13 protein-coding genes are annotated in these 18,761 nt (G+C 74.0%); 6 read left to right on the plus strand and 7 right to left on the minus strand.

The features are described from left to right. The first annotated feature begins 20 nt into the window (after window positions 1-20). From HT134_RS16865 to HT134_RS16880, 4 genes are all read left to right on the plus strand, one after another. Window positions 21-1,817 carry an ATP-binding cassette domain-containing protein gene (locus HT134_RS16865; protein WP_217707967.1) on the plus strand — a complete coding sequence of 599 codons (1,797 nt, stop codon included), beginning with the start codon at window positions 21-23 and terminating at the stop codon, window positions 1,815-1,817. Between the two features lie 115 nt (window positions 1,818-1,932). Beyond that, on the plus strand, window positions 1,933-3,912 hold the full coding sequence (locus HT134_RS16870; protein WP_312888173.1) for an SLC5/6 family protein: 1,980 nt from the start codon (window positions 1,933-1,935) through the stop codon (window positions 3,910-3,912). Between the two features lie 303 nt (window positions 3,913-4,215). Further along, a complete protein-coding gene (locus tag HT134_RS16875; RefSeq protein ID WP_175601331.1) occupies window positions 4,216-4,809 on the plus strand; it encodes a GTP-binding protein in 594 nt (197 codons plus the stop codon). Between the two features lie 23 nt (window positions 4,810-4,832). Beyond that, window positions 4,833-5,303, plus strand: coding sequence for an Lrp/AsnC family transcriptional regulator (locus HT134_RS16880; RefSeq protein ID WP_175601332.1), 471 nt, complete (start codon window positions 4,833-4,835; stop codon window positions 5,301-5,303). Between the two features lie 7 nt (window positions 5,304-5,310). Here HT134_RS16880 and HT134_RS16885 read toward each other — a convergent pair whose 3' ends face one another. The 7 genes from HT134_RS16885 to HT134_RS16915 all read right to left on the minus strand — a co-directional run bounded on the left by HT134_RS16885 (window position 5,311) and on the right by HT134_RS16915 (window position 13,499). Then, window positions 5,311-6,708 carry a serine hydrolase domain-containing protein gene (locus HT134_RS16885; RefSeq protein WP_175601333.1) on the minus strand — a complete coding sequence of 466 codons (1,398 nt, stop codon included), beginning with the start codon at window positions 6,706-6,708 and terminating at the stop codon, window positions 5,311-5,313. 68 nt (window positions 6,709-6,776) lie between these two features. After that, window positions 6,777-7,802 carry an N-acetylglucosamine kinase gene (locus HT134_RS16890; RefSeq protein ID WP_312888174.1) on the minus strand — a complete coding sequence of 342 codons (1,026 nt, stop codon included), beginning with the start codon at window positions 7,800-7,802 and terminating at the stop codon, window positions 6,777-6,779. Further along, window positions 7,799-9,067: a 6-phospho-beta-glucosidase gene (locus tag HT134_RS16895; protein WP_175601334.1), complete on the minus strand. Its 1,269-nt coding sequence runs from the start codon at window positions 9,065-9,067 to the stop codon at window positions 7,799-7,801. The genes HT134_RS16890 and HT134_RS16895 overlap by 4 nt, the downstream gene beginning before the upstream one ends. Next, window positions 9,064-9,897 carry a carbohydrate ABC transporter permease gene (locus HT134_RS16900; protein ID WP_175601335.1) on the minus strand — a complete coding sequence of 278 codons (834 nt, stop codon included), beginning with the start codon at window positions 9,895-9,897 and terminating at the stop codon, window positions 9,064-9,066. The genes HT134_RS16895 and HT134_RS16900 overlap by 4 nt, the downstream gene beginning before the upstream one ends. Then, window positions 9,894-10,835 (minus strand): carbohydrate ABC transporter permease, encoded by a 942-nt coding sequence (locus HT134_RS16905; RefSeq protein ID WP_312888175.1) that lies wholly within the window; start codon window positions 10,833-10,835, stop codon window positions 9,894-9,896. Before HT134_RS16905 ends, HT134_RS16900 begins: the two co-directional genes overlap by 4 nt. 2 nt (window positions 10,836-10,837) lie before the next feature. Further along, entirely contained in the window at window positions 10,838-12,181 is a 1,344-nt protein-coding gene (locus HT134_RS16910) for an extracellular solute-binding protein (RefSeq protein ID WP_175601336.1), read from the minus strand. Window positions 12,182-12,218: 37 nt separating this feature from the next. Next, window positions 12,219-13,499: an ROK family transcriptional regulator gene (locus HT134_RS16915; protein ID WP_175601337.1), complete on the minus strand. Its 1,281-nt coding sequence runs from the start codon at window positions 13,497-13,499 to the stop codon at window positions 12,219-12,221. Window positions 13,500-13,720: 221 nt separating this feature from the next. Between HT134_RS16915 and HT134_RS16920 the strand changes: the two genes are divergently transcribed. Both HT134_RS16920 and lnt read left to right on the plus strand, forming a co-directional pair. Next, a complete protein-coding gene (locus HT134_RS16920; protein WP_217708037.1) occupies window positions 13,721-16,018 on the plus strand; it encodes an ATP-binding domain-containing protein in 2,298 nt (765 codons plus the stop codon). A 1,071-nt stretch (window positions 16,019-17,089) separates the two neighbouring features. Beyond that, window positions 17,090-18,760 (plus strand): apolipoprotein N-acyltransferase, encoded by a 1,671-nt coding sequence (lnt, locus tag HT134_RS16925; RefSeq protein WP_312888177.1) that lies wholly within the window; start codon window positions 17,090-17,092, stop codon window positions 18,758-18,760. Window position 18,761 lies beyond the last annotated feature (1 nt).

The raw sequence follows: 18,761 nt of genomic DNA on the forward strand, positions 1-18,761 counted from the left end.
GATCGGGCGGAGCCGGGGACGTGCGAACGGTGGTGGCCGGGCTGGTGCGCTTCGACCTGCGCCGGTTCCTGGTGGGCGCGCTGCTGTGGATGCCGGTCAGCGTGCTGCCGGTCCTCACCGGACTCGCGCTCCAGAAGATCTTCGACGGGATCAGCGGCCAGGCGCCGGCCGCCCCCGACCAGGTGCTGTGGGTGTGCGCCGCGCTCGTCGGCGTGGAGCTGGCCCGCGGGCTGACCATGGTGGTCGCCTGGACGTACGGCGACTACTGGTGGGACGCGGCGGCGACCCTGCTGCGCGCCAACGTGCTGCGCTCCGTCCTGACCGCCCCCGGCCCGGCGGCGGCCAGGCTGCCGCACGCCCCGGGCGACACGCTCGCGCGGCTGCGCGACGACGTGAGCGACCTGGTGGAGCTGGTGGACGAGGCGGTGCCGCTGGCCGGGGCGATCCTGTTCGGCGGGGCCGCCCTGGGCGTCATGGCGGCGATCGACCCCGCCGTCACGGCGGCGCTGGCGGTGCCGATGATCGTGATCGGCGTGGCGAGCCGGCTGCTGCGCCGGCGGATCCGGTCGCTGCACCAGCGGGCCAGGGAGCTCGGCGCGGACGTCACCGCGTACGTCGGGGAGCTGTTCGGCGGCGTCCTCGCGATCAAGGTCGCGGGCGCCGAGGAGGCCGCCCTGGAGCGGCTGCGCGCGCGCAACCGCGCGCGGCGCGAGGCAGCCGTCCGCGACCGGCTGGCCACCGACCTGCTGGACGGCGTCACGAACGCGGCCGTCGAGATCGGCGCCGGCCTGGTGCTCGTGCTGGCCGCGCCGGCCATGCGGCGCGGCGATTTCACGGTGGGCGACCTGGCGCTGTTCACCAGCTACGCCGGGTGGCTGGCGGCGCTGCCGCGCGTCGTCGGCGGGATCCTCGCCCGGCTGCCGCACGCCGCCGTCGCCACCGGCCGGCTCGTCCGGCTCATGGCGCCGCACGAGGACGTCCGCGACCTGGCGCGGGACAGCGGCGTGTGGTTCCACCGCGAGCCGCCCGCCGTCGCGCCCCGGCCCCGCCACGACGACCCGCTGGAGGTGCTGGAGGCGCGCGGCCTGACCGTCCGCCTCGGGCCGCGCGGGGCCGGGCTGCGCGAGGTGGACCTGCGGGTGCGGCGCGGGTCGTTCACGGTGGTCACCGGCGCCGTGGGCGCCGGCAAGACGACGCTGGTACGGGCGCTGCTCGGCCTGGTCCCGCTGGACGGCGGGACGATCACCTGGAACGGCCGGCCCGTCGCCGACCCCGGGACGTTCCTGGTGCCCGGCCGGGTGGCCCACGCCGGTCAGGTGCCCCGGCTGTTCTCGGCGTCGCTGCGGGAGAACCTGCTGCTCGGCGCGCCCGATGACGGCCTGGGGCGGGCGCTGGCCCTGGCCGCGCTGGAGGACGACGTCGCCGCGATGCCCGAGAGGCTGGACACCGTCGTGGGGCCGCGCGGCGTGCGGCTGTCCGGCGGCCAGGCGCAGCGCGCGACCGCCGCCCGCGCGCTCGTGCGGGCCCCCGACCTGCTGGTCGTGGACGACCTGTCGGCCGCGCTCGACGTCGAGACCGAGCAGCTGCTGTGGGACCGGCTGGCGACAGCCGCCCGCGACGGCGGCGGGCCCGCGACGCTGCTCGTGGTCTCGCACCGGCGGGCCGCCCTCGAACGGGCCGACGAGATCGTCGTCCTCGACCGCGGCCGGGTCGCCGGGCGAGGGACGCTCGCCGGGCTGCTGGCGGGCTGCCCGGAGATGCGCCGGCTGTGGGCGGAGGAGGGCGTCGCCGAGGCGGGGGAGCGCGCCCCGGAGTAGCCGCGAGGCGCCCGGACCCTTCCCCGCGGGACATGAGTACGCCGCGTCCTGCCGGGAAGGGGCGGGCGACATGTCAGGCATGACAGGAGAAGGGGTGGGTGAGGGAACCCCGGGCGTGCGTGGCACAGTTGTCCACCACAAGAAGGCGTCCCAGGGCGGGACGCGCGTCGCGCAGGGGGAGAACGTGGTCAGTACGGCCGGCTCAGGGGTACGGGAGTGGCTGCTGAAAGGACTGCAGCGCTCCGATCGCCGCACCACCGGACCACACCACGAGGAGGCGCCCGAGCACCAGCACGCCTGGTGGCAGGTCATGTGCCTCACCGGCGTCGACTACTTCTCCACGCTCGGCTACCAGCCCGGCATCGCGGCCCTCGCCGCCGGCGCGCTCAGCCCCATCGCCACGCTGCTGCTGGTGGCCCTCACCCTCCTCGGCGCGCTGCCGACGTACCGGGCGGTCGCCGAGCAGAGCCCCCACGGGCTCGGCTCCCTGTCGATGCTCGAACGGCTGCTGCCCGGCTGGCGCGGCAAGCTGCTCGTGCTGTTCCTGCTGGGCTTCGTCGCCACGGCGTTCATCGTGACGATCACGCTGTCGGCGGCCGACGCCACCGCGCACATCCTGCACAACCCGTTCGTGCCGAAGGCGCTGGCCGGCTGGCAGGTCCCGGTGACGCTGCTGCTGATCGCCGCGCTCGGCGGCGTGTTCCTCGCCGGGTTCAGCGAGGCGATCTCCATCGCGGTCGTGCTCGTGGCCGTCTACCTGCTGCTGAACGTCGTCGTGGTCGCCACCGCCGTCCGGCACGTGCTGGCCGCGCCCGCCAAGGTCGTCGACTGGCAGAACCTGCTGGCCGCCGACTACGCCAGCCCCGTCGCCATGGTGGCGGTGTCGCTGTACGTGATGCCCAAGCTCGCCCTCGGCCTGTCCGGCTTCGAGACCGGCGTCGCCGTGATGCCGCTGGTCAAGGGGCAGCTGGAGCAGCGGGTCAAGGGCGCGCGCAAGCTGCTGACCACCGCCGCGCTCATCATGAGCGTGTTCCTCATCACCTCCAGCTTCGCCACGACCGTGCTGATCCCGCCCAAGGAGTTCGCCGAGGGCGGCTCGGCCAACGGGCGCGCCCTGGCGTACCTGGCCCACGAGTACCTCGGCGACTGGTTCGGCACCGCCTACGACCTCAGCACCATCGCCATCCTGTGGTTCGCCGGCGCCTCCGCCCTCGCCGGGCTGCTCAACATCGTGCCGCGCTACCTGCCCCGGTACGGCATGGCGCCCGACTGGTCGCGCGCGGCCCGGCCCATGGTGCTGGTCTTCACCGTGATCTCGTTCCTCATCACGCTGTTCTTCGGCGCCGACGTCGAGTCCCAGGGCGGCGCCTACGCCACCGGCGTGCTCGCCCTCATCCTGTCGGCGGCCGTCGCCGTCACCCTGTCGGCCTGGGTCAGCCGCCGGTTCAAGGCCGCCGTGCCGTTCGGCGTCATCACCCTGATCTTCGCGTACGCGCTGGTGGCGAACATCATCGAACGGCCCGACGGCCTGGTCATCGCCCTGCTGTTCGTGCTCGCCATCGTGATCACCTCGCTCGTCTCGCGGGCCACCCGCTCCACCGAGCTGCGCGTCACGGAGATCACCCTGGACGACCTCGCCCGGCAGTTCGTCAACGAGTCGGGCGACCTGCGCCTCATCGCCAACGAGCCGCACGCCCGCGACTGCAAGGAGTACATCGACAAGGCCCGCGAGGCGTGGGAGCTGCACCGGCTGCGGCCCTCCGAGGGCATCCTGTTCCTGGAGGTCACGGTGCCCGACGCCTCCGAGTTCGCCAGCGAGGTCCGGGTGAAGGGGGAGGAGCGGCACGGGTATCGGATCCTGCGCCTGGAGAGCCCGACCGTCGCCAACGCCATCGCCGCCCTGCTGCTCTACCTGCGCGACCAGACGGGCAAGATGCCGCACGTGTACTTCCACTGGGCCGCCGAGGGCAACCCGATCGGGGCGCTGCTGCGCTACCTGGTGTTCGGCGGCGGCGACATCCCGCCGCTGACCCGCGAGGTGCTGCGGCAGGCCGAGCCCGACGCCGGGCGGCGTCCCGTCGTCCACGTGGGCTGAGGCCGATCCGTCTCCGGCCGCGGCCTAACGGGCGGCCGGAAAGCCGTGACACCCTTCCTGACCAACCCCTGAAGAGCGTCAGTAACCCACACTCCGCGCTCTGGTATGACATATTGATCTCTGAGGCGCTTTGCGACTTGAGTGGAATTTGAGGCGTTGCTAGGGTGACCGATGCCAGGCATGTAGATCGACCTCTTCTTGCGCCTTGACAGGCCTCCGCCGACCAAGGCTCCCCAGGGCGGATTTGTGCGCGCGCGGCATGGCGAGGGCCTTGCCCGCGAAGGGATGTACAGGCGGTGCTCGATGGATTTCGGTCGTTCTGATCGGTGGCGGTTGCCCACCGCGATCAAGATCTTGATCGCGGGTGGTTTCGGCGCGGGCAAGACCACGATGGTGACCGCCGTGTCCGAGACCCGGCCGCTGCGCACCGAGGAGATCCTCACCCAGATCGGCCAGCACATCGACGACCTGGCCGGCATCGAGGGCAAGCCGACCACCACCGTCGCCTTCGACTTCGGCCGCATCACCATCAGCGGCGACTACATGCTGTACCTGTTCGGCACGCCCGGCCAGGAGCGGTTCTGGTTCGTCTGGGACGACCTCAACCTGGGGGCGCTCGGCGCCGTGGTGCTCGCCGACACGCGCCGCCTGGCCGACTGCTTCCCCGCCATCGACTACTTCGAGCAGCGCGACACGCCGTTCGTCGTGGCGCTCAACTGCTTCGACGGCGCCCGCGAGTTCACGGTCGGCGAGGTCCGCCAGGCCCTCAACCTGGAGCCCGAGATCCCCATCGTGATGACCGACGCCCGCCGCCGCGACTCCGGCCGCGAGGTGCTCATCACGCTCGTCGAGCACGCCATGCGCCGGGGCGCCACCCCGGTCGGGACCATGTCGTGACCTCGACGGGCTATTTTTGACCGATGGAGGAGATCGACCGCCGGATCGTCACGCTGCTGGCCAAGGACGGCCGGATGAGCTTCACCGACCTGGCCAGGGAGACCGGGCTCTCGGTCTCCGCCGTCCACCAGCGGGTGCGCCGCCTGGAGAAGCGCGGCGTCGTGCGCGGGTACACCGCCGTCATCGACCACGACGCGATCGGGCTGCCGCTGACGGCGTTCGTGTCGATCAAGCCGATCGACCCCGCCGCGCCCGACGACGCCCCCGACCGGCTGGCCCACCTGAGCGCGATCGAGGCGTGCCACAGCGTGGCGGGCGACGAGAGCTACATCCTCAAGGTGCGGGTGGCCTCGCCCGTGGCGCTGGAGGACCTGCTCCAGCAGATCCGCGCCGCGGCCAACGTCTCCACCCGCACCACCGTCGTCCTCAGCACCCCGTACGAGCACCGGGCCCCTGAGATCGCCGCGGAGGCCGCCGACCACCCGACGGCCTGAGACGCGATCAGCGGCCGGGCGGCACCCGGTCCACCCCGAACGGCAGGAACGGCTGCGCCGAGCGCGCCTGAGGAGCCTGGCCGCACAGGGCGACCAGCATGTGCTCGGCCATCGCGTAGTCGATCGGGCTCGGCTCCACCGTGCCGTCGTCGCCGAGCCGCTGGTACTTCGCCCGGTTCAGGCCCAGCGAGAGCTGACGGCGGCCGTCCTCGCTGACCAGCGACTGGGTGAGCATGCCGAAGACACCGCCGTCGTGCCCCCAGAAGCGCCCGCACGGCAGGTCCAGCCGGTACAGGCCGAGCCCGTAGTCCACGCGCCCGCCGCCCGCCAGCACCGGCACCGTCGTGCGCATCTCGGCCAGCCGCTCCGGCCCGATCAGCTCGCCGCGCAGCAGCGCCCGGTAGAACCGGTTGAGGTCGTCCATGGTGGACACCAGCGCCCCCGCGGTGCTCGCCCACGACATGTCGTACACGCTGTAGTCGCGCGGCGGGTCGATGAGACCGTACAGCGACTCGTACGCCTTCGACGACGGCGCCGGCAGGCGCGGCGTGGCCGGGAAGAACGTGTCGCGCAGCCCGGCCCGGCGGATGACGTCGCGGGTGATGACCCGCTCGGCGTCCTCGCCCGTCACCTTCTCCAGCAGCAGGCCGGCGATGACGTAGTTGGTGTTGGAGTACCTCCCCGGCACCGCCCCCGGCTCGCCGGTCGCCTCGGCGGCCAGGCCCAGGCGCACGAGCTCCTCCGGCGCGAACCGGCGGAAACGGTTGGCGTCGAGGCTCGCGGGCGAGCCCTCCAGCAGCGACGGGAACGCGCCCGCGATGTAGTCGCCGAGGTGGCTGGTGTGGTTGAGCAGCATCCTGACCGTGATCCGGCCGCCGCGCTCGCCCGGGATCAGCCCCGGCAGGTAGCGGCTCACCGGCGCGTCCAGCTCGACGGCGCCCCGCTCGACCTGCCGCAGGAGCGCCACCGAGGTGAACGTCTTGGTGATGCTGCCCACCCGGTGGCGCATGTCGGGCCGCGCCGGCCGGCGGGTGACCACGTCGGCGACGCCCGACGCGCCCCGCCACACCTGGCCGCCGTCGCGCGCCTGCGAGTAGAGGCCGTACATGCCGGCCTCGTGGACGGCGTCGAGCGTGCGACGCAGCGCCGCCCGGTCCAGGCCCGCGGCCTGCGCGGGCGACGCCGGGGCCGCCGTCGCGGCCGGCTCGGGCGAGGCCGAGGCCGTGGCGGTGGCCGGCGCGGGCGGCGCCGGGTCCGGCCCCGCGGCCCGCGCGGGTGAGGTGAACGCGGTCGTGATGACCAGCGCGCCCGCCACGGCGCCCGCGGCCGCGCGCAGGCCCGGCCGCGCGGCGCGGCGCGCCCCTGCGGCGCCGCGCCCCGGCTGGGAGATCGAGGGAGATGTCATGCCACCAGCATGATCGTCCCGGCCCGGCCGGGGCAGTCCACGCTGTCACCGGTTCCGCATGACAGCGGTCATGCCGGGCCGGTGACACCTGCCAGGCGCCCGGCGGCCCCCTGAGGGTCGTAGCGGGCCCGCAGGCGGGCCTTGGCGGCCTCGGTCGCCCCCAGCCGCTCCAGCCCGTTCAGGGCGGCCCCCACGATCGGCAGGACCCCGCACACGACCACCTCGGCGTGCGGCGCCCGCGCCGCGAACCCCGCGTCCAGCAGCGCCGTCAGCAGCGGGTCGCGCGCCCGCAGGACCCCGCCGCCCAGCACCACCTCCGCCCGCCTCTCCAGCAGCCCCAGCCGGCGCAGGCACACCTCCGCCATGACCACCACCTCCGCGGCCTGCCGCCGCACCAGCTCCACCGCCACCGCGTCGCCCGCCGCGGCGGCGGCGAACACCCCCGGGGCCAGCTCGTGCAGCCGCGCCCCGTCCACCCGGCCGAAGTGGACGCCCAGGACCAGCTCCTCCACCGTGGCCGTCCCGGCCCACCGCTTGACCACGTCCGCCAGCGCCGTGGCCGGGCCGCGGCCGTCCTCCGCGCGCACGGCGTGCCACAGCGCCTCCTCGCCCAGGCCCCCGCCGCCGCCCCAGTCGCCGCTGACCCTGCCGAGCGCCGGGAAGCGGGCCACCTCGCCGGTGGGGGAGACGCCGACCGCGTTGATGCCGGCGCCGCACACCACCGCCACGCCCCACGGCGCCGACGCGCCGGCCCGCAGCAGCGCGAACGTGTCGTTGCGGACCACGACGTCCGGGCCGAGCCCCCGGGCGGCCAGCTCCCGGGCCAGCGCCTCCTCCTCGACCGGCAGGTCGGCGTTGGCCAGGTAGGCCGCCACGTGGTCGAACCGGCCGCCGTCCCCGCCGGGCGGCAGAGCGGCCAGCGCCTCACCCACCGCCCGTTCGATCTCGTCGACCGCGGCCGCCACCCCGGCGCTGTGCGGCAGGAACGGCCCCGAGCGCGCCGTCGCCAGCACCTCGCCGTCCTCCGCGACCACCGCCACGTCCGTCTTGCTGTTGCCGCCGTCGACGGCCAGCAGGAGCCTGCGGCGGGTCACCGGCCCACCGTCCACGGCAGGTGCGCGCGGTTGGCCTCCAGCAGCAGCCCGGTCAGCTCCTCGGCGACCGCGTCCTGACCGACCAGCGGGTGGGCCAGCAGGGCGTCGCGCACCCGGTCGGCGCCGCCGCGCAACGCCGCCTCCAGGGCCAGCGTCTCGTACGCCGAGACGTGCGCGATCAGCCCCGCGTACAGCGGCTCGACGGGCCGCACCGGCAGCGGCACGGCTCCGGCGGCGGTGACCGACGCCGGCACCTCGACCACCGCCTCCTCGGGCAGGAACGGCAGCGTCCGGCCGTTGCGCACGTTGACCACCTGGGGCGGGCCGTCCTCCCGGCCGCCGAGCAGCGCGGCCAGCAGGTCCACGGCCGCCTCCGAGTAGAAGGCGCCGCCCCGCCGCTCCAGCTCCACCGGCTTGGTCACCACCGACGGATCGGCGTACAGCTCCAGCAGCCGCGCCTCCACGGCGGACACCTCGGCGGCGCGCGGCGGCGCGCTGCGCTGCTGCGCCACCACCTCGTCGTGCGCGTAGTAGTAGCGCAGGTAGTACGACGGCACCGCGCCGAGCCGCCGGATCAGCTCCGGGCGCAGGCCGGCCCCTTCGGCCAGCTCGTCCGCGTACCGGTCGATGAGCGAGGGCAGCACGTCGGCCCCGTCGAGGTGGACGGCGCGCAGCCAGGTGAGGTGGTTGAGCCCGACGTGGTCGAGCGTGACGCGCGACGGCGCGACCCCGAGGGCCGCCGCGGCGCGCCGCTGCACGCCGATCGCCACGTTGCACAGGCCGATCGCGCGGTGTCCCGCGTCGAGCAGCGCCCGGGTGACGATGCCGACCGGGTTGGTGAAGTCGACGATCCACGCCTGCGGCGCGTGCCGGCGCACCCGCTCCGCGAGCTCCAGCACCACCGGGACCGTGCGCAGCGCCTTGGCCAGGCCCCCCGCGCCGGTCGTCTCCTGCCCGACGCAGCCGCACCGCAGCGGCAGCGTCTCGTCCACCTCACGGGCGGCCTGCCCGCCGATCCGCAGCTGGAACAGCACGGCGCTCGCCCCGGCGACGCCCTCCTCCACCGACGAGCCGGCCGTCACCCGCGCCGGGTGCCCGGCGTGCGCCAGCATGCGCCGCGCCATCCCGGCCACCAGGCCCAGGCGCCGCTCATCGGGGTCGATGAGCGCGATCTCGGTGAGCGGCAGCACGTCGCGCAGCCGCGCGAACCCGTCGACCAGCTCCGGCGTGTACGTCGAGCCGCCCCCGACCACGGCGAGTTTCAACCCTTGACTCCCGTCAGCGTCACGCCCTCGATGAAGACCCTCTGGGCGAAGAAGAACACGATGATGATGGGGGCCGTCACCAGCAGGGTGGCGGCCATGGTGAGGTTCCACTGCACGCTGTGGAACGCCTTGAAGGTGGCCAGGCCCAGCGACAGGGTCCAGCCCTCCTGCTGCACGCCCGCGTACAGCAGCGGCCCGTAGTAGTCGTTCCAGCAGTAGAAGAACTGGAACAGCGCGACGGCGGCGACGGCCGGGCGGGCCATCGGCAGGATCACCCTGAGCAGCGTGCGCAGGTCGGAGCAGCCGTCCACCCGGGCCGCGTCGGTGTACTCGCGCGGGATCGTCACGAGGAACTGACGCAGCAGGAAGATGGAGAAGGCGTCGCCGAGCAGCATCGGCAGGATCAGCGGCCACAGCGTGTCCGTCAGCCCGAGCCGGGCCCACACCAGGTAGAGCGGCACCGCGACGACCTGCGGAGGCAACATCATGGCCGCCACCACGAACAGGAACGCCGCCTGCCGCCCCCGGAAGCGGAAGCGGGCCAGGGCGTAGGCCACCGGCACGGACGACAGGAGCGTGAACAGCGTGCCCAGGCCGGCGTACACCAGCGTGTTGGCCGTCCAGCGCAGCAGCTGCGACTTGGCGAACACGATCGCGAAGTTGTCCCAGTTCCACGACCGGGGCCACAGGTCGCTGGTCAGCGCCTGCTCGTCGGTCATGAGCGCGGTCAGCGTCAGGAACACCACCGGCGCCAGGAACATCAGCGCGAGCACGATCGCCAGCGCGTGCTGGGCGATCCAGAGCAGCGTCCGCCTGCGCCGGGCGTTCACGCCGCCCCCTCGGAACGGCGGAACCGCCACAGCAGGAGCAGCGTGAACACCATCGACGCGGCGAACAGCACCAAGGCCAGCACGCAGGCGTATCCCATCTGGTAGTCGCGGAAACCGGCCTGGAACAGCCACTGCGGCAACGTCAGCAGCGACTCGTCGGGATAGCCGGGCGTGAACGTGCTGCCCGGCGAGTCGGTCGCGCCCGACGCCACCCGCGAGGCGATCATCGCCTGCGCGAAGTACTGCACGGCGTAGATGACGCCCGTCACCGCCGAGAACATCAGGACCGGCGCGATCGACGGCAGCGTCACGCTGCGGAACTGCCGCCACGCGCCGGCCCCGTCGATCGCGGCCGCCTCGTACAGGTGCCGGGGCACGTCCAGCAGCGCCGCCATGAAGATGACCGCGATCTGGCCGCAGCTCCACACCGACAGCAGCGTGAGGCTCGGCTTGGACCAGGCCGGGTCCCCGAACCAGTCCGGGCCGGTGACGCCGAACAGGGCCAGGAACTGGTTCCACGGCCCCGTCGAGGGGTTCATGAGGAACACGAACGTGATCGTCCCGGCGGCCACCGGCACCAGCGACGGCAGGTAGAAGATCGTGCGGAACAGGCCGACGCCCGCCTTGAGCCGGACCACGAGCTGCGCCAGCCCCAGCGAGAACAGCGTCTGGACCGGCACCATCACGGCCACCAGCCACAGCGTGTTCCGCGCCGAGGTCACCACCCGGGGGTCGCGCAGCAGGTAGCGGTAGTTGTCCAGGCCGGCCCACTCCAGCGTGAACAGGTCGTAGTGGTGGAAGGAGAAGTACACCGTGGCCAGCAGCGGGTAGACGAAGAAGATCGACACGCCGGCCAGCCACGGCGACAGCCACACGAGGGCGCGCAGGCCCTCGCCGCGCCGCCACCGCGGCGGCGCGGCCGATGCGACGGAGGCCACGCTCAGCTCCCCGACAGCTTGAGCTTGTCGTCGATCTGCCTGTCCACGGATCTCAGGCCGGCGTCCAGGTCGGGCACCGCGCCCTTCTCCCACTTGGTGACGAACGTCGCCAGCGCCTCCTGGTTGAAGACGCTGTTGACGGCGGACGGCAGCGTCGAGGTCCTCGGGTGGGCGAAGATGTCGAGGAACGTCTGGAAGTTGGCGTCCTTGGCCAGCTTCGGCGACTCCATGGCGGCCCTGGTCGTGGGCACGTTGCGCAGCGCGTTGGACAGCGTCACCAGCGAGTCGGTGTCGGTCGTGAGGTACTTGACCAGCTCCCACGCCTGCCGCGGGTTCCTGGCGCCCTTGGGCACGCCGATCACGGTGCCGGCGGTGAAGCCGCTGCCGTACAGCTCCGGCCTGGTGTCGGAGACCGGCATCGGGGCCGTGCCGTAGTCCATCTCCCTGGCCTTCGGATCGCCCGCGATCATCGCGTTGCGCCACTCGCCGTCCACGACCATGGCGACCTTGCCGGCGAAGAACGGGTGCTCGGCCCCCCACTCGTCGCCCAGGCCCTTGCGGAACTTCTCCAGCTTGTCGTAGCCGTACCAGTCGACGAGGTCCTTCTGCCAGCGCAGCAGCTCCTTCCACGCCGGGTCGGAGCCGATGGCCGAGGTGCCGTCGTCGTGGTACCACTTCGCGCCCACCATGGGGGCCAGGTGGCTGGGGGAGTTCTCGTAGTACTGGAAGCTCGGGATGAAGCCGGCCACCTTGATGTCGCCGTTCGCGTCGCGCACCGTCAGCTTCTTGGTGAGCGCGGTCAGCTCCGACAGCGTCCTGGGCGGCGCGTTCCCCTTCATCAGGGCCTTGTTGTAGTAGAGGCCGTACGCGTCGGCCAGCAGCGGCAGCGTGCACCGCTTGCCGGCGTACTCGGTGTAGGTCCGCGCCACCTGCGGCAGCACGCCGAGGTCGACGCCGTCCTGCGCGATGACGGGCGTGAGGTCCTGGAACGATCCCGACCGGCACCACTGGGCGACGTTGTCGGTGGTGAACGAGGCCGCCACGTCCGGGGCCCTGCCACCGCGGATCGCCTGCGTGATCTGGTCGTCCTGGACGCCCTTGACGGCCTTGACGGTGATCTGGGGGAACTTCTTGTTGAACCCGGCGATGGCGTCCTCGAACGCCTTCACCTCGGCGGGCGTGGAGAATCCGTGCCACAGTTCGACGGTGGCCGCCGGCAGGGACGCCGCGGCCGAGCCGGCGGGCGCGGGGCGGGCGCCGAGCGACGGCGCCGCCTCCTTGCCCGCGGTGCAGGCGGTCAGCGCCAGGGCCGTGAGCCCGGCGACCGCGAGGGGGACGAAGCGCACGGGGGGTGCCTCCTGATCATGGGGGGACGGGGGGAGTTCACGACGGGAACGCGGGGTCCTCCGCGGCGGGCCGGACGGGGTCGGGCGTGAAGCCGAAGACCTCCGCGCGGGCCAGGTCGAGGGCGAGGTCGAGGGCCCCGGCGAGCACCGGGTTGCCCTCGACGGACGACAGCCGCAGCCGCGGCCGGGGGATGGTCAGGGCGTGCAGCTCGTGCTCGACCAGCTCGCGCAGCGTCTCGCCGCCGGCCAGCACCATGCCGCCGGCCAGCACGATGAGGCCGGGGTCGAGGACGGAGGTGATCGCGGCCAGGCCCACCGCGAGACGGGCGGCGATGTCGCGCAGCCCGGCCCGGGCGTCCTCGGCCCGCCGCGCCTCGCCGGCGCCCCGCCCGGCGGACTGCCCGGCGGACTGGGCGGCGTCGGCGGACTCGGCCGCGCGCACCGCGTTGGCGACGGCCTGCCGGAAGTCGGCGCCGCGCACGCCGTACGAGCGCAGCAGCCGCAGGACGGCGGGGCCGCCGGTGAGCGCCTGGTAGCCGTGGTTGGCGTACCGCCCGGCCTCCCGGGCCGTCGGCGCGCCCGGCGTGGGCATGTAGCCGACCTCGCCGGCGCCGCCCGTGGCGCCGCGGTGCATCCGCCCGCCCAGCACCACGGCCGCGCCGATGCCCTCGTCGGCCCACAGCAGCACGAAGTCCGGATGGCCGCGGGCGGCGCCGTGGGCCTGCTCGGCCAGCGCGGCGAGGTTGACGTCGTTCTCCACCGCGACGGGCACGCCGAGCCCCGCCGACAGCGCCGGCACGAGGCCGGGGATCTGCCAGCCGGGCATGTCCTTGGCCGTGGCGTACCCCAGGGCGCCCGTGGACGGGTCCAGGGCGGCCTGCACGCCGATCACCACCTGGCGCAGCGGCCCGGGCGGCCTCGCGCCCTCCAGGGCCGCGTTGAGCCGCTCGACCAGCTCGCCGCCGGGGCGGCGCGGCGTGGGCAGCGTGTGCTCGCCGACGACGGCGCCGGTGATGTCGGCGACGCGGGCCTCGATGCGGTCCGGGGTGACGTCCAGCGCGCCCACGTACGCGGCGGCGGGGTTGATCCGGTAGACCTCCGCCGTACGGCCCGGCAGGCCCTCGCGGACGCCGTCCAGCACGACCAGGCCGGCCTCCTGGAGGCGGGCGAGGAGCTGGGAGGCCGTCGGCTTCGACAGGCCGGTCAGGGCGCCGATCTCGGGGCGGGTGAGCGGCCCGCGGTCGAGCAGGACCCGCAGGGCGGCGCGGTCGTTGATGGCGCGCAGCAGGCTCGGAGTCCCGGGGACCGGACCGTTCACGTGTGCTCCTTCGCTCCTCGGAGTTAGGAAACTTTCCTAACTCATCGCGAACGTAAGGAGCCGGCGGGGCCCTGGTCAAGAGCCGAAACCAAGCCGTGACCGTACCTGGCCAAGGGGATGACGCGGAAAGATGGGAGTGCCTCAACAGGCGTGCTAGTGTCGTCGTTTGTCGTAACAACAAGCAGAATGGCCCGGAGTGTCCCATTAACAACAATAATGGTCTGGCGGCAACCCGTCAAACGGAGCTCGCCAGGGAGCAGGAGTACGTCGCCCGCCTCTACGCGCGGCTCGACACGCTGCGCGACCGCACCCAGCGTCAGCTCAAGGAGGTGCTGGCCACGGGCGCCGTGGGAACGATGCAGAACCGCTCCGAACGCGACACCTTCGCCGGCATGTACGCCTCCCGGCTGGCCCGGCTGTGGGCGGTCGAGCGGGGCCTGGTCTTCGGCCGCCTCGACCACGTCGAGGAGGGCCGCCTCTACATCGGCAAGCTCGGCCTCACGGACGACGAGCAGGACCGGCTGCTCATCGACTGGCGCGCCCCCGTCGCGCAGCCCTTCTACCGCGCCACCCCGGCCGCGCCCATGGGCCTGACCCGCCGCCGGCACCTGCAGACCAAGGGCCGCGTGGTCATCGGCGTCGACGACGACCTGCTCGACCTCGACGCGCTCAGCGACGACGACCGCGCGACGCTCAACGGCGAGGCCGCGCTGCTCGCCGCGCTCGACGAGCAGCGCACCGGGCGCATGCGCGACATCGTCGCCACCATCCAGGCCGAGCAGGACCGGGTGATCCGCTCCGACCTCAACGGCGTCCTCGTCGTCCAGGGCGGCCCCGGCACCGGCAAGACCGTCGTCGCCCTGCACCGCGCCGCCTACCTCCTCTACACCCACCGCGAGCGGCTGGAGCGGCGCGGCGTCCTCGTCCTCGGCCCCAACCCGACGTTCCTGCGCTACATCGAGCAGGTCCTTCCCTCCCTCGGCGAGAACGACGTGCTGCTGTCCACGGTCGGTGAGCTCTACCCCGGCCTGACCGCCACCGCCCGCGAGCGGCCGGAGGTGGCCGCGGTCAAGGGCGACGCGCGGATGGCGGAGGTGATCGCCCGTGCCGTGCGCGACCGGCAGCGCGTGCCGCGCAAGCCGATCGAGCTCGACCTCGGCCGGCACGCCCTGACCATCGACCGGGCCATGCTCGACGCGGCCCGGGGCAAGGCCACCCGCTCGCGCCGCCCGCACAACCAGGCCCGCGCGGTCTTCGTCCGGTCGCTGCTCAACGCCCTCGCCCGGCAGGCCGCCCGCAAGCTCGGCAAGGGCCTCATCGACGAGGACGAGCTGGCCGACCTGCGCGAGGAGCTGCGCACCGAGCCCGCGGTCAAGTCCGCGCTCAACCGGCTGTGGCCGTACCTCACGCCGCAGCGGCTGCTGCTCGGCCTGTACGGCTCGCCCGAACAGCTCGGCCACGCCGCCGCCGCGCTCACCCCCGAGGAACGCGCGCTGCTGCGCCGCGACGGCGGCGCCCCGTGGACCGAGTCGGACGTGCCGCTGCTGGACGAGGCCGCCGAGCTGCTCGGCGAGATCGACGAGCAGGTGCTGCGCGCCACCGCGCTGCAGGCCGAGGAGCACGAGCGCGAGGCCGAACTGGCCTACGCGCGCGAGGTGCTGGAGCTGACCGGCCTGTCCGACGTCATGGAGGCCGAACGGCTGGCCGAGCGCCAGCGCGGCGAGGGCCCCTACCTCACCACCGCCGAGCGCGCCGCCGCCGACCGCTCCTGGGCCTACGGCCACGTCATCGTGGACGAGGCGCAGGAGCTGTCGCCGATGGCGTGGCGGGCCGTCATGCGGCGGGTTCCCACCCGGTCGATGACCATCGTCGGCGACGTCGCCCAGACCGGGTCCGCGGCCGGCGCCCGGTCCTGGGGGGAGGTGCTCGACCCGTACGTGGCCGGGCGGTGGCGCCAGGAGCGGCTGACCGTCAACTACCGCACGCCGGTCGAGCTCATGGAGGTCGCCGCCCGGGTACTGGCCGCCATCGACCCGGCGCTGGAGCCGCCCGCCTCGGTGCGCGAGACCGGCGCGCGGCCGTGGGCGGCGCCGCTCGCGGAGCTGCCCGAGCTGGTCAAGGCGGAGGCGGCCGAGGGCGGCAAGGTCGCCGTCGTGGCGCCCGACGCGCTGCTGGCCGGCATCGGCGCGGCGGTCTCGCGGGCCGTGGACGGCGCGGTCGTGGTCGCGCCCGGCTCCGGCCGGAGCGGGGGAGCGGCGGCCCTCGACGCGCCGGTGGCCGTCATGGGCGTCGCCGAGGCCAAGGGGCTGGAGTTCGACTCGGTGATCGTGGCCGAGCCCGGCCGCGTCGTCGCCCAGTCGCCGCGCGGGCTCAACGACCTGTACGTCGCGCTGACCCGGGCCACGCGCCGGCTGGGCGTCGTCCACGAGGAGCCGCTGCCGGAGCCGCTGGCGGACCTCCCGGCGCGGGGGCGGGCGGGCCTCTCGCCGCAGGGACATCTCCCGACAAATGGTCTTTAGGGCGCTTGGGGGTGGCAGGCCAAGCATGTCCTACCTGCGAAAACTTGATGTTCCCGCTGATCGGGACACGGTTGACATCTGAGGTGGAGTCGGTAGTTTGCTGCGCAGTCCAGCACGGGACTTGGCCGGTTGGCCGTCTCTGACATCGTCGGATCCTGCGTCCGTGACGGAGCGTGACTCCGTCCACACAGCCAGGTGCAGGGCCGTCGGTCCGTCGAGTCGGGGCACCCCAGCCGGGCGGGGGGTTGGACCCGGGACGGGCCCGGTAGCCCAGTAGACAACGGAATTCCGCGCTCGCCGCCGACGAGACGGGTCCGGTCCGAAGGGTTTCCGGGCCCTCTTCCCGCTCTCGTGCGCAGGATCGCCATCAGCGCCGGGTGGTCCCACGGCTCCGTCTGACCGGGGATCACCCAGCCGCTCCCAGCCTCGCCACCCGCGATCCGCCCCCCGCCCGCCCGTCGCCCCGCGACCATGCCCCATCGCTCCCCGACGCCGGGGTGTCGCCCCTGCCTGGGCCCCCTATTCTCGGAGGGGGACGCGCCTCGCGACCGGACGGTCGCCCAGGAGCGGTACCGTTTCGGCAAGAACGCGTTTCGCCCCGGGCACCGGCGGGGCTCCGCGGGGACCGCCCGCGGCGGAAGGGGAGCAGGCGGAGTGGTGAAGGAAAGGACGGGCCTACCGCCCATCGGCGGCGATTCCACACGCCCCCGTCCCACCACCCCGTCCCACTCCGGCACGGGCGGCCTCACCGACGTAGCGCCCCCTGACCCCAGCGACACCGCCGCCGCCTCCCGGCCCCACAACGCCGCGGGCCCATCCTCGGAGACCCCGTCCCGCGGCTCCACCTCCGAGATTCCGTCCCGCGACTCCGCCTCTGACGCCCCGTCCGGCGAGACCGCTTCCGACGCCGAGTCCCGCGACTCCACCCTCGGCTCCTCGCCCCGTGGCCGCGCGGGCACCGCCTCCGAGACGGCGTCTCGCGACTCCGCCGCCGGATCCTCACCTCGCGACCGCGCGGAGGCCGCCTCTGGTGTCGGCGTCTCGCACAGCCGCGCGGGCGCCGCGTCTCCCGTGAGCGCTACGCAGGCCGGGCCGCCCGCGAGTGCCGCGGCTCCCGAAAGCGCCGGGCCGCCCAAGAGCACCGCGCCGCCCGGCAGCCCCGCCGAGGAGGCCGCCGGCCCCGGAAGCCCGGCGCGTGAGCCCGCGCTCGTCCTGCTCGCCCGGGTGGTCGCCGCGGCCGCGGGCGGCGTGCTGATGTACCTCGCCTTCCCGCCGCTCGGCTGGTGGGTCACCGCGCCGCTCGGCATCACGCTCGTCGCCGCCTCCCTGTACGGCACCCGCCCCCGCCGCGCCGCCTGGCTGGGTTACCTGGCCGCCGCCGTCTTCCTCGTGCCCACGCTCTCCTGGGTGCGCACCATCGGCGACGACGTGTGGGCGATGCTCGTGGCGGTGGAGAGCCTGTTCTACGCCGGGATGGCGGCTCTGGCGTCACGGGTGTTCCGGCTGCGGCTGTGGCCGCTGTGGTTCGCCGGGCTGTGGGTGGCGATGGAGTGGGCGCGCGGGCTGGTGCCGATCGGCGGCTTCCCGTGGGCGCGGCTGGCCTTCAGCCAGGGCGAGTCGGCCTACACCCGCTTCGCCGCTCTCGGCGGCGCCCCGCTCGTGTCGTTCGCCGTCGTGCTGTCCGGCGCCCTACTGGCTCACGCCCTGGTGAATCACGTCCTTCCGGCGTACGCGCCCCGTCCCGCGCGACGCGGTGGGGCGCGGAAGCTGGCGCCGGTCGCGCTCGCCGTGGCGGTGCCCGCGCTCACGCTCGCCGTGCCCCATCCCGGCGACGAGGGCCGCACCGTCAACGTCGGCATCGTGCAGGGCAACGTGCCCGGCCGCGGCATGTACGCCCTCGGCGACGAGCCGGCCGTCGTACTGAAGAACCACTCCGCCGAGACCGAGCGCCTGGCCGCGGCCGTGCGGGCGGGCAAGCTGCCCCGGCCCGACCTCGTCGTCCTGCCGGAGAACTCCACCGACATCGACCCCTACCGCGACGCGTTCGCCCGCGCGACCATCGACGCCTCGGTCAAGGCCGTGGGCGTGCCCACCCTGGTCGGCGCGGTCGTGGCCATCGGCGACACCGAGCGCGCCACCCGCAGCCTCGTCTGGGACCCGGTCACCGGGCCCGGCGCCCACTACGACAAGCAGAACCTGGTGCCCTTCGGCGAGTACACCCCGTTCAAGGACATCGTGCTGGCGCTGTGGGAGCGGGCGAGCCTGGTCGGCCGGCAGTCGGTGCCCGGCACCAGGCCGGGCGACCTGAAGATGGGGCCCGTGACGGTCGGCGCGGTCAACTGTTACGAGGTGGCCTACGACGGCACGGTCCGCGGCACCGTGCGCACCGGCGCGAGCCCGATCGTGGTGCAGACCAACAACGCCTCCTACGCGCTGTCCAACCTGCCGCCCCAGCAGCTCGCGATGTCGCAGATCCGGGCCGTGGAGCACAACCGCGCGGTCGTGACGGCCGCGACCACGGGGATCTCCGCGTACGTCACGCCGGACGGTAAGGTCTCCTGGCGTACCCGCGAGCTCGTCGCGGACATGAACGTGGTGACGGTGCCCGTGCGCACCCGCGAGACGATCGCCACCCGGGTCGGCGCGCTGCCCGAGTGGGCGCTGGCGCTGATGGGCGTGGCGGCCGTGGGCGTCGCCGTGTGGCGGGGCAGGCGGCAAGGCGACCGGACGGGGAAGGGCTGAT

The sequence above is a fragment of the Nonomuraea rhodomycinica genome, assembly GCF_013363995.1.
Taxonomy (GTDB): Bacteria; Actinomycetota; Actinomycetes; order Streptosporangiales; family Streptosporangiaceae; genus Nonomuraea; species Nonomuraea rhodomycinica.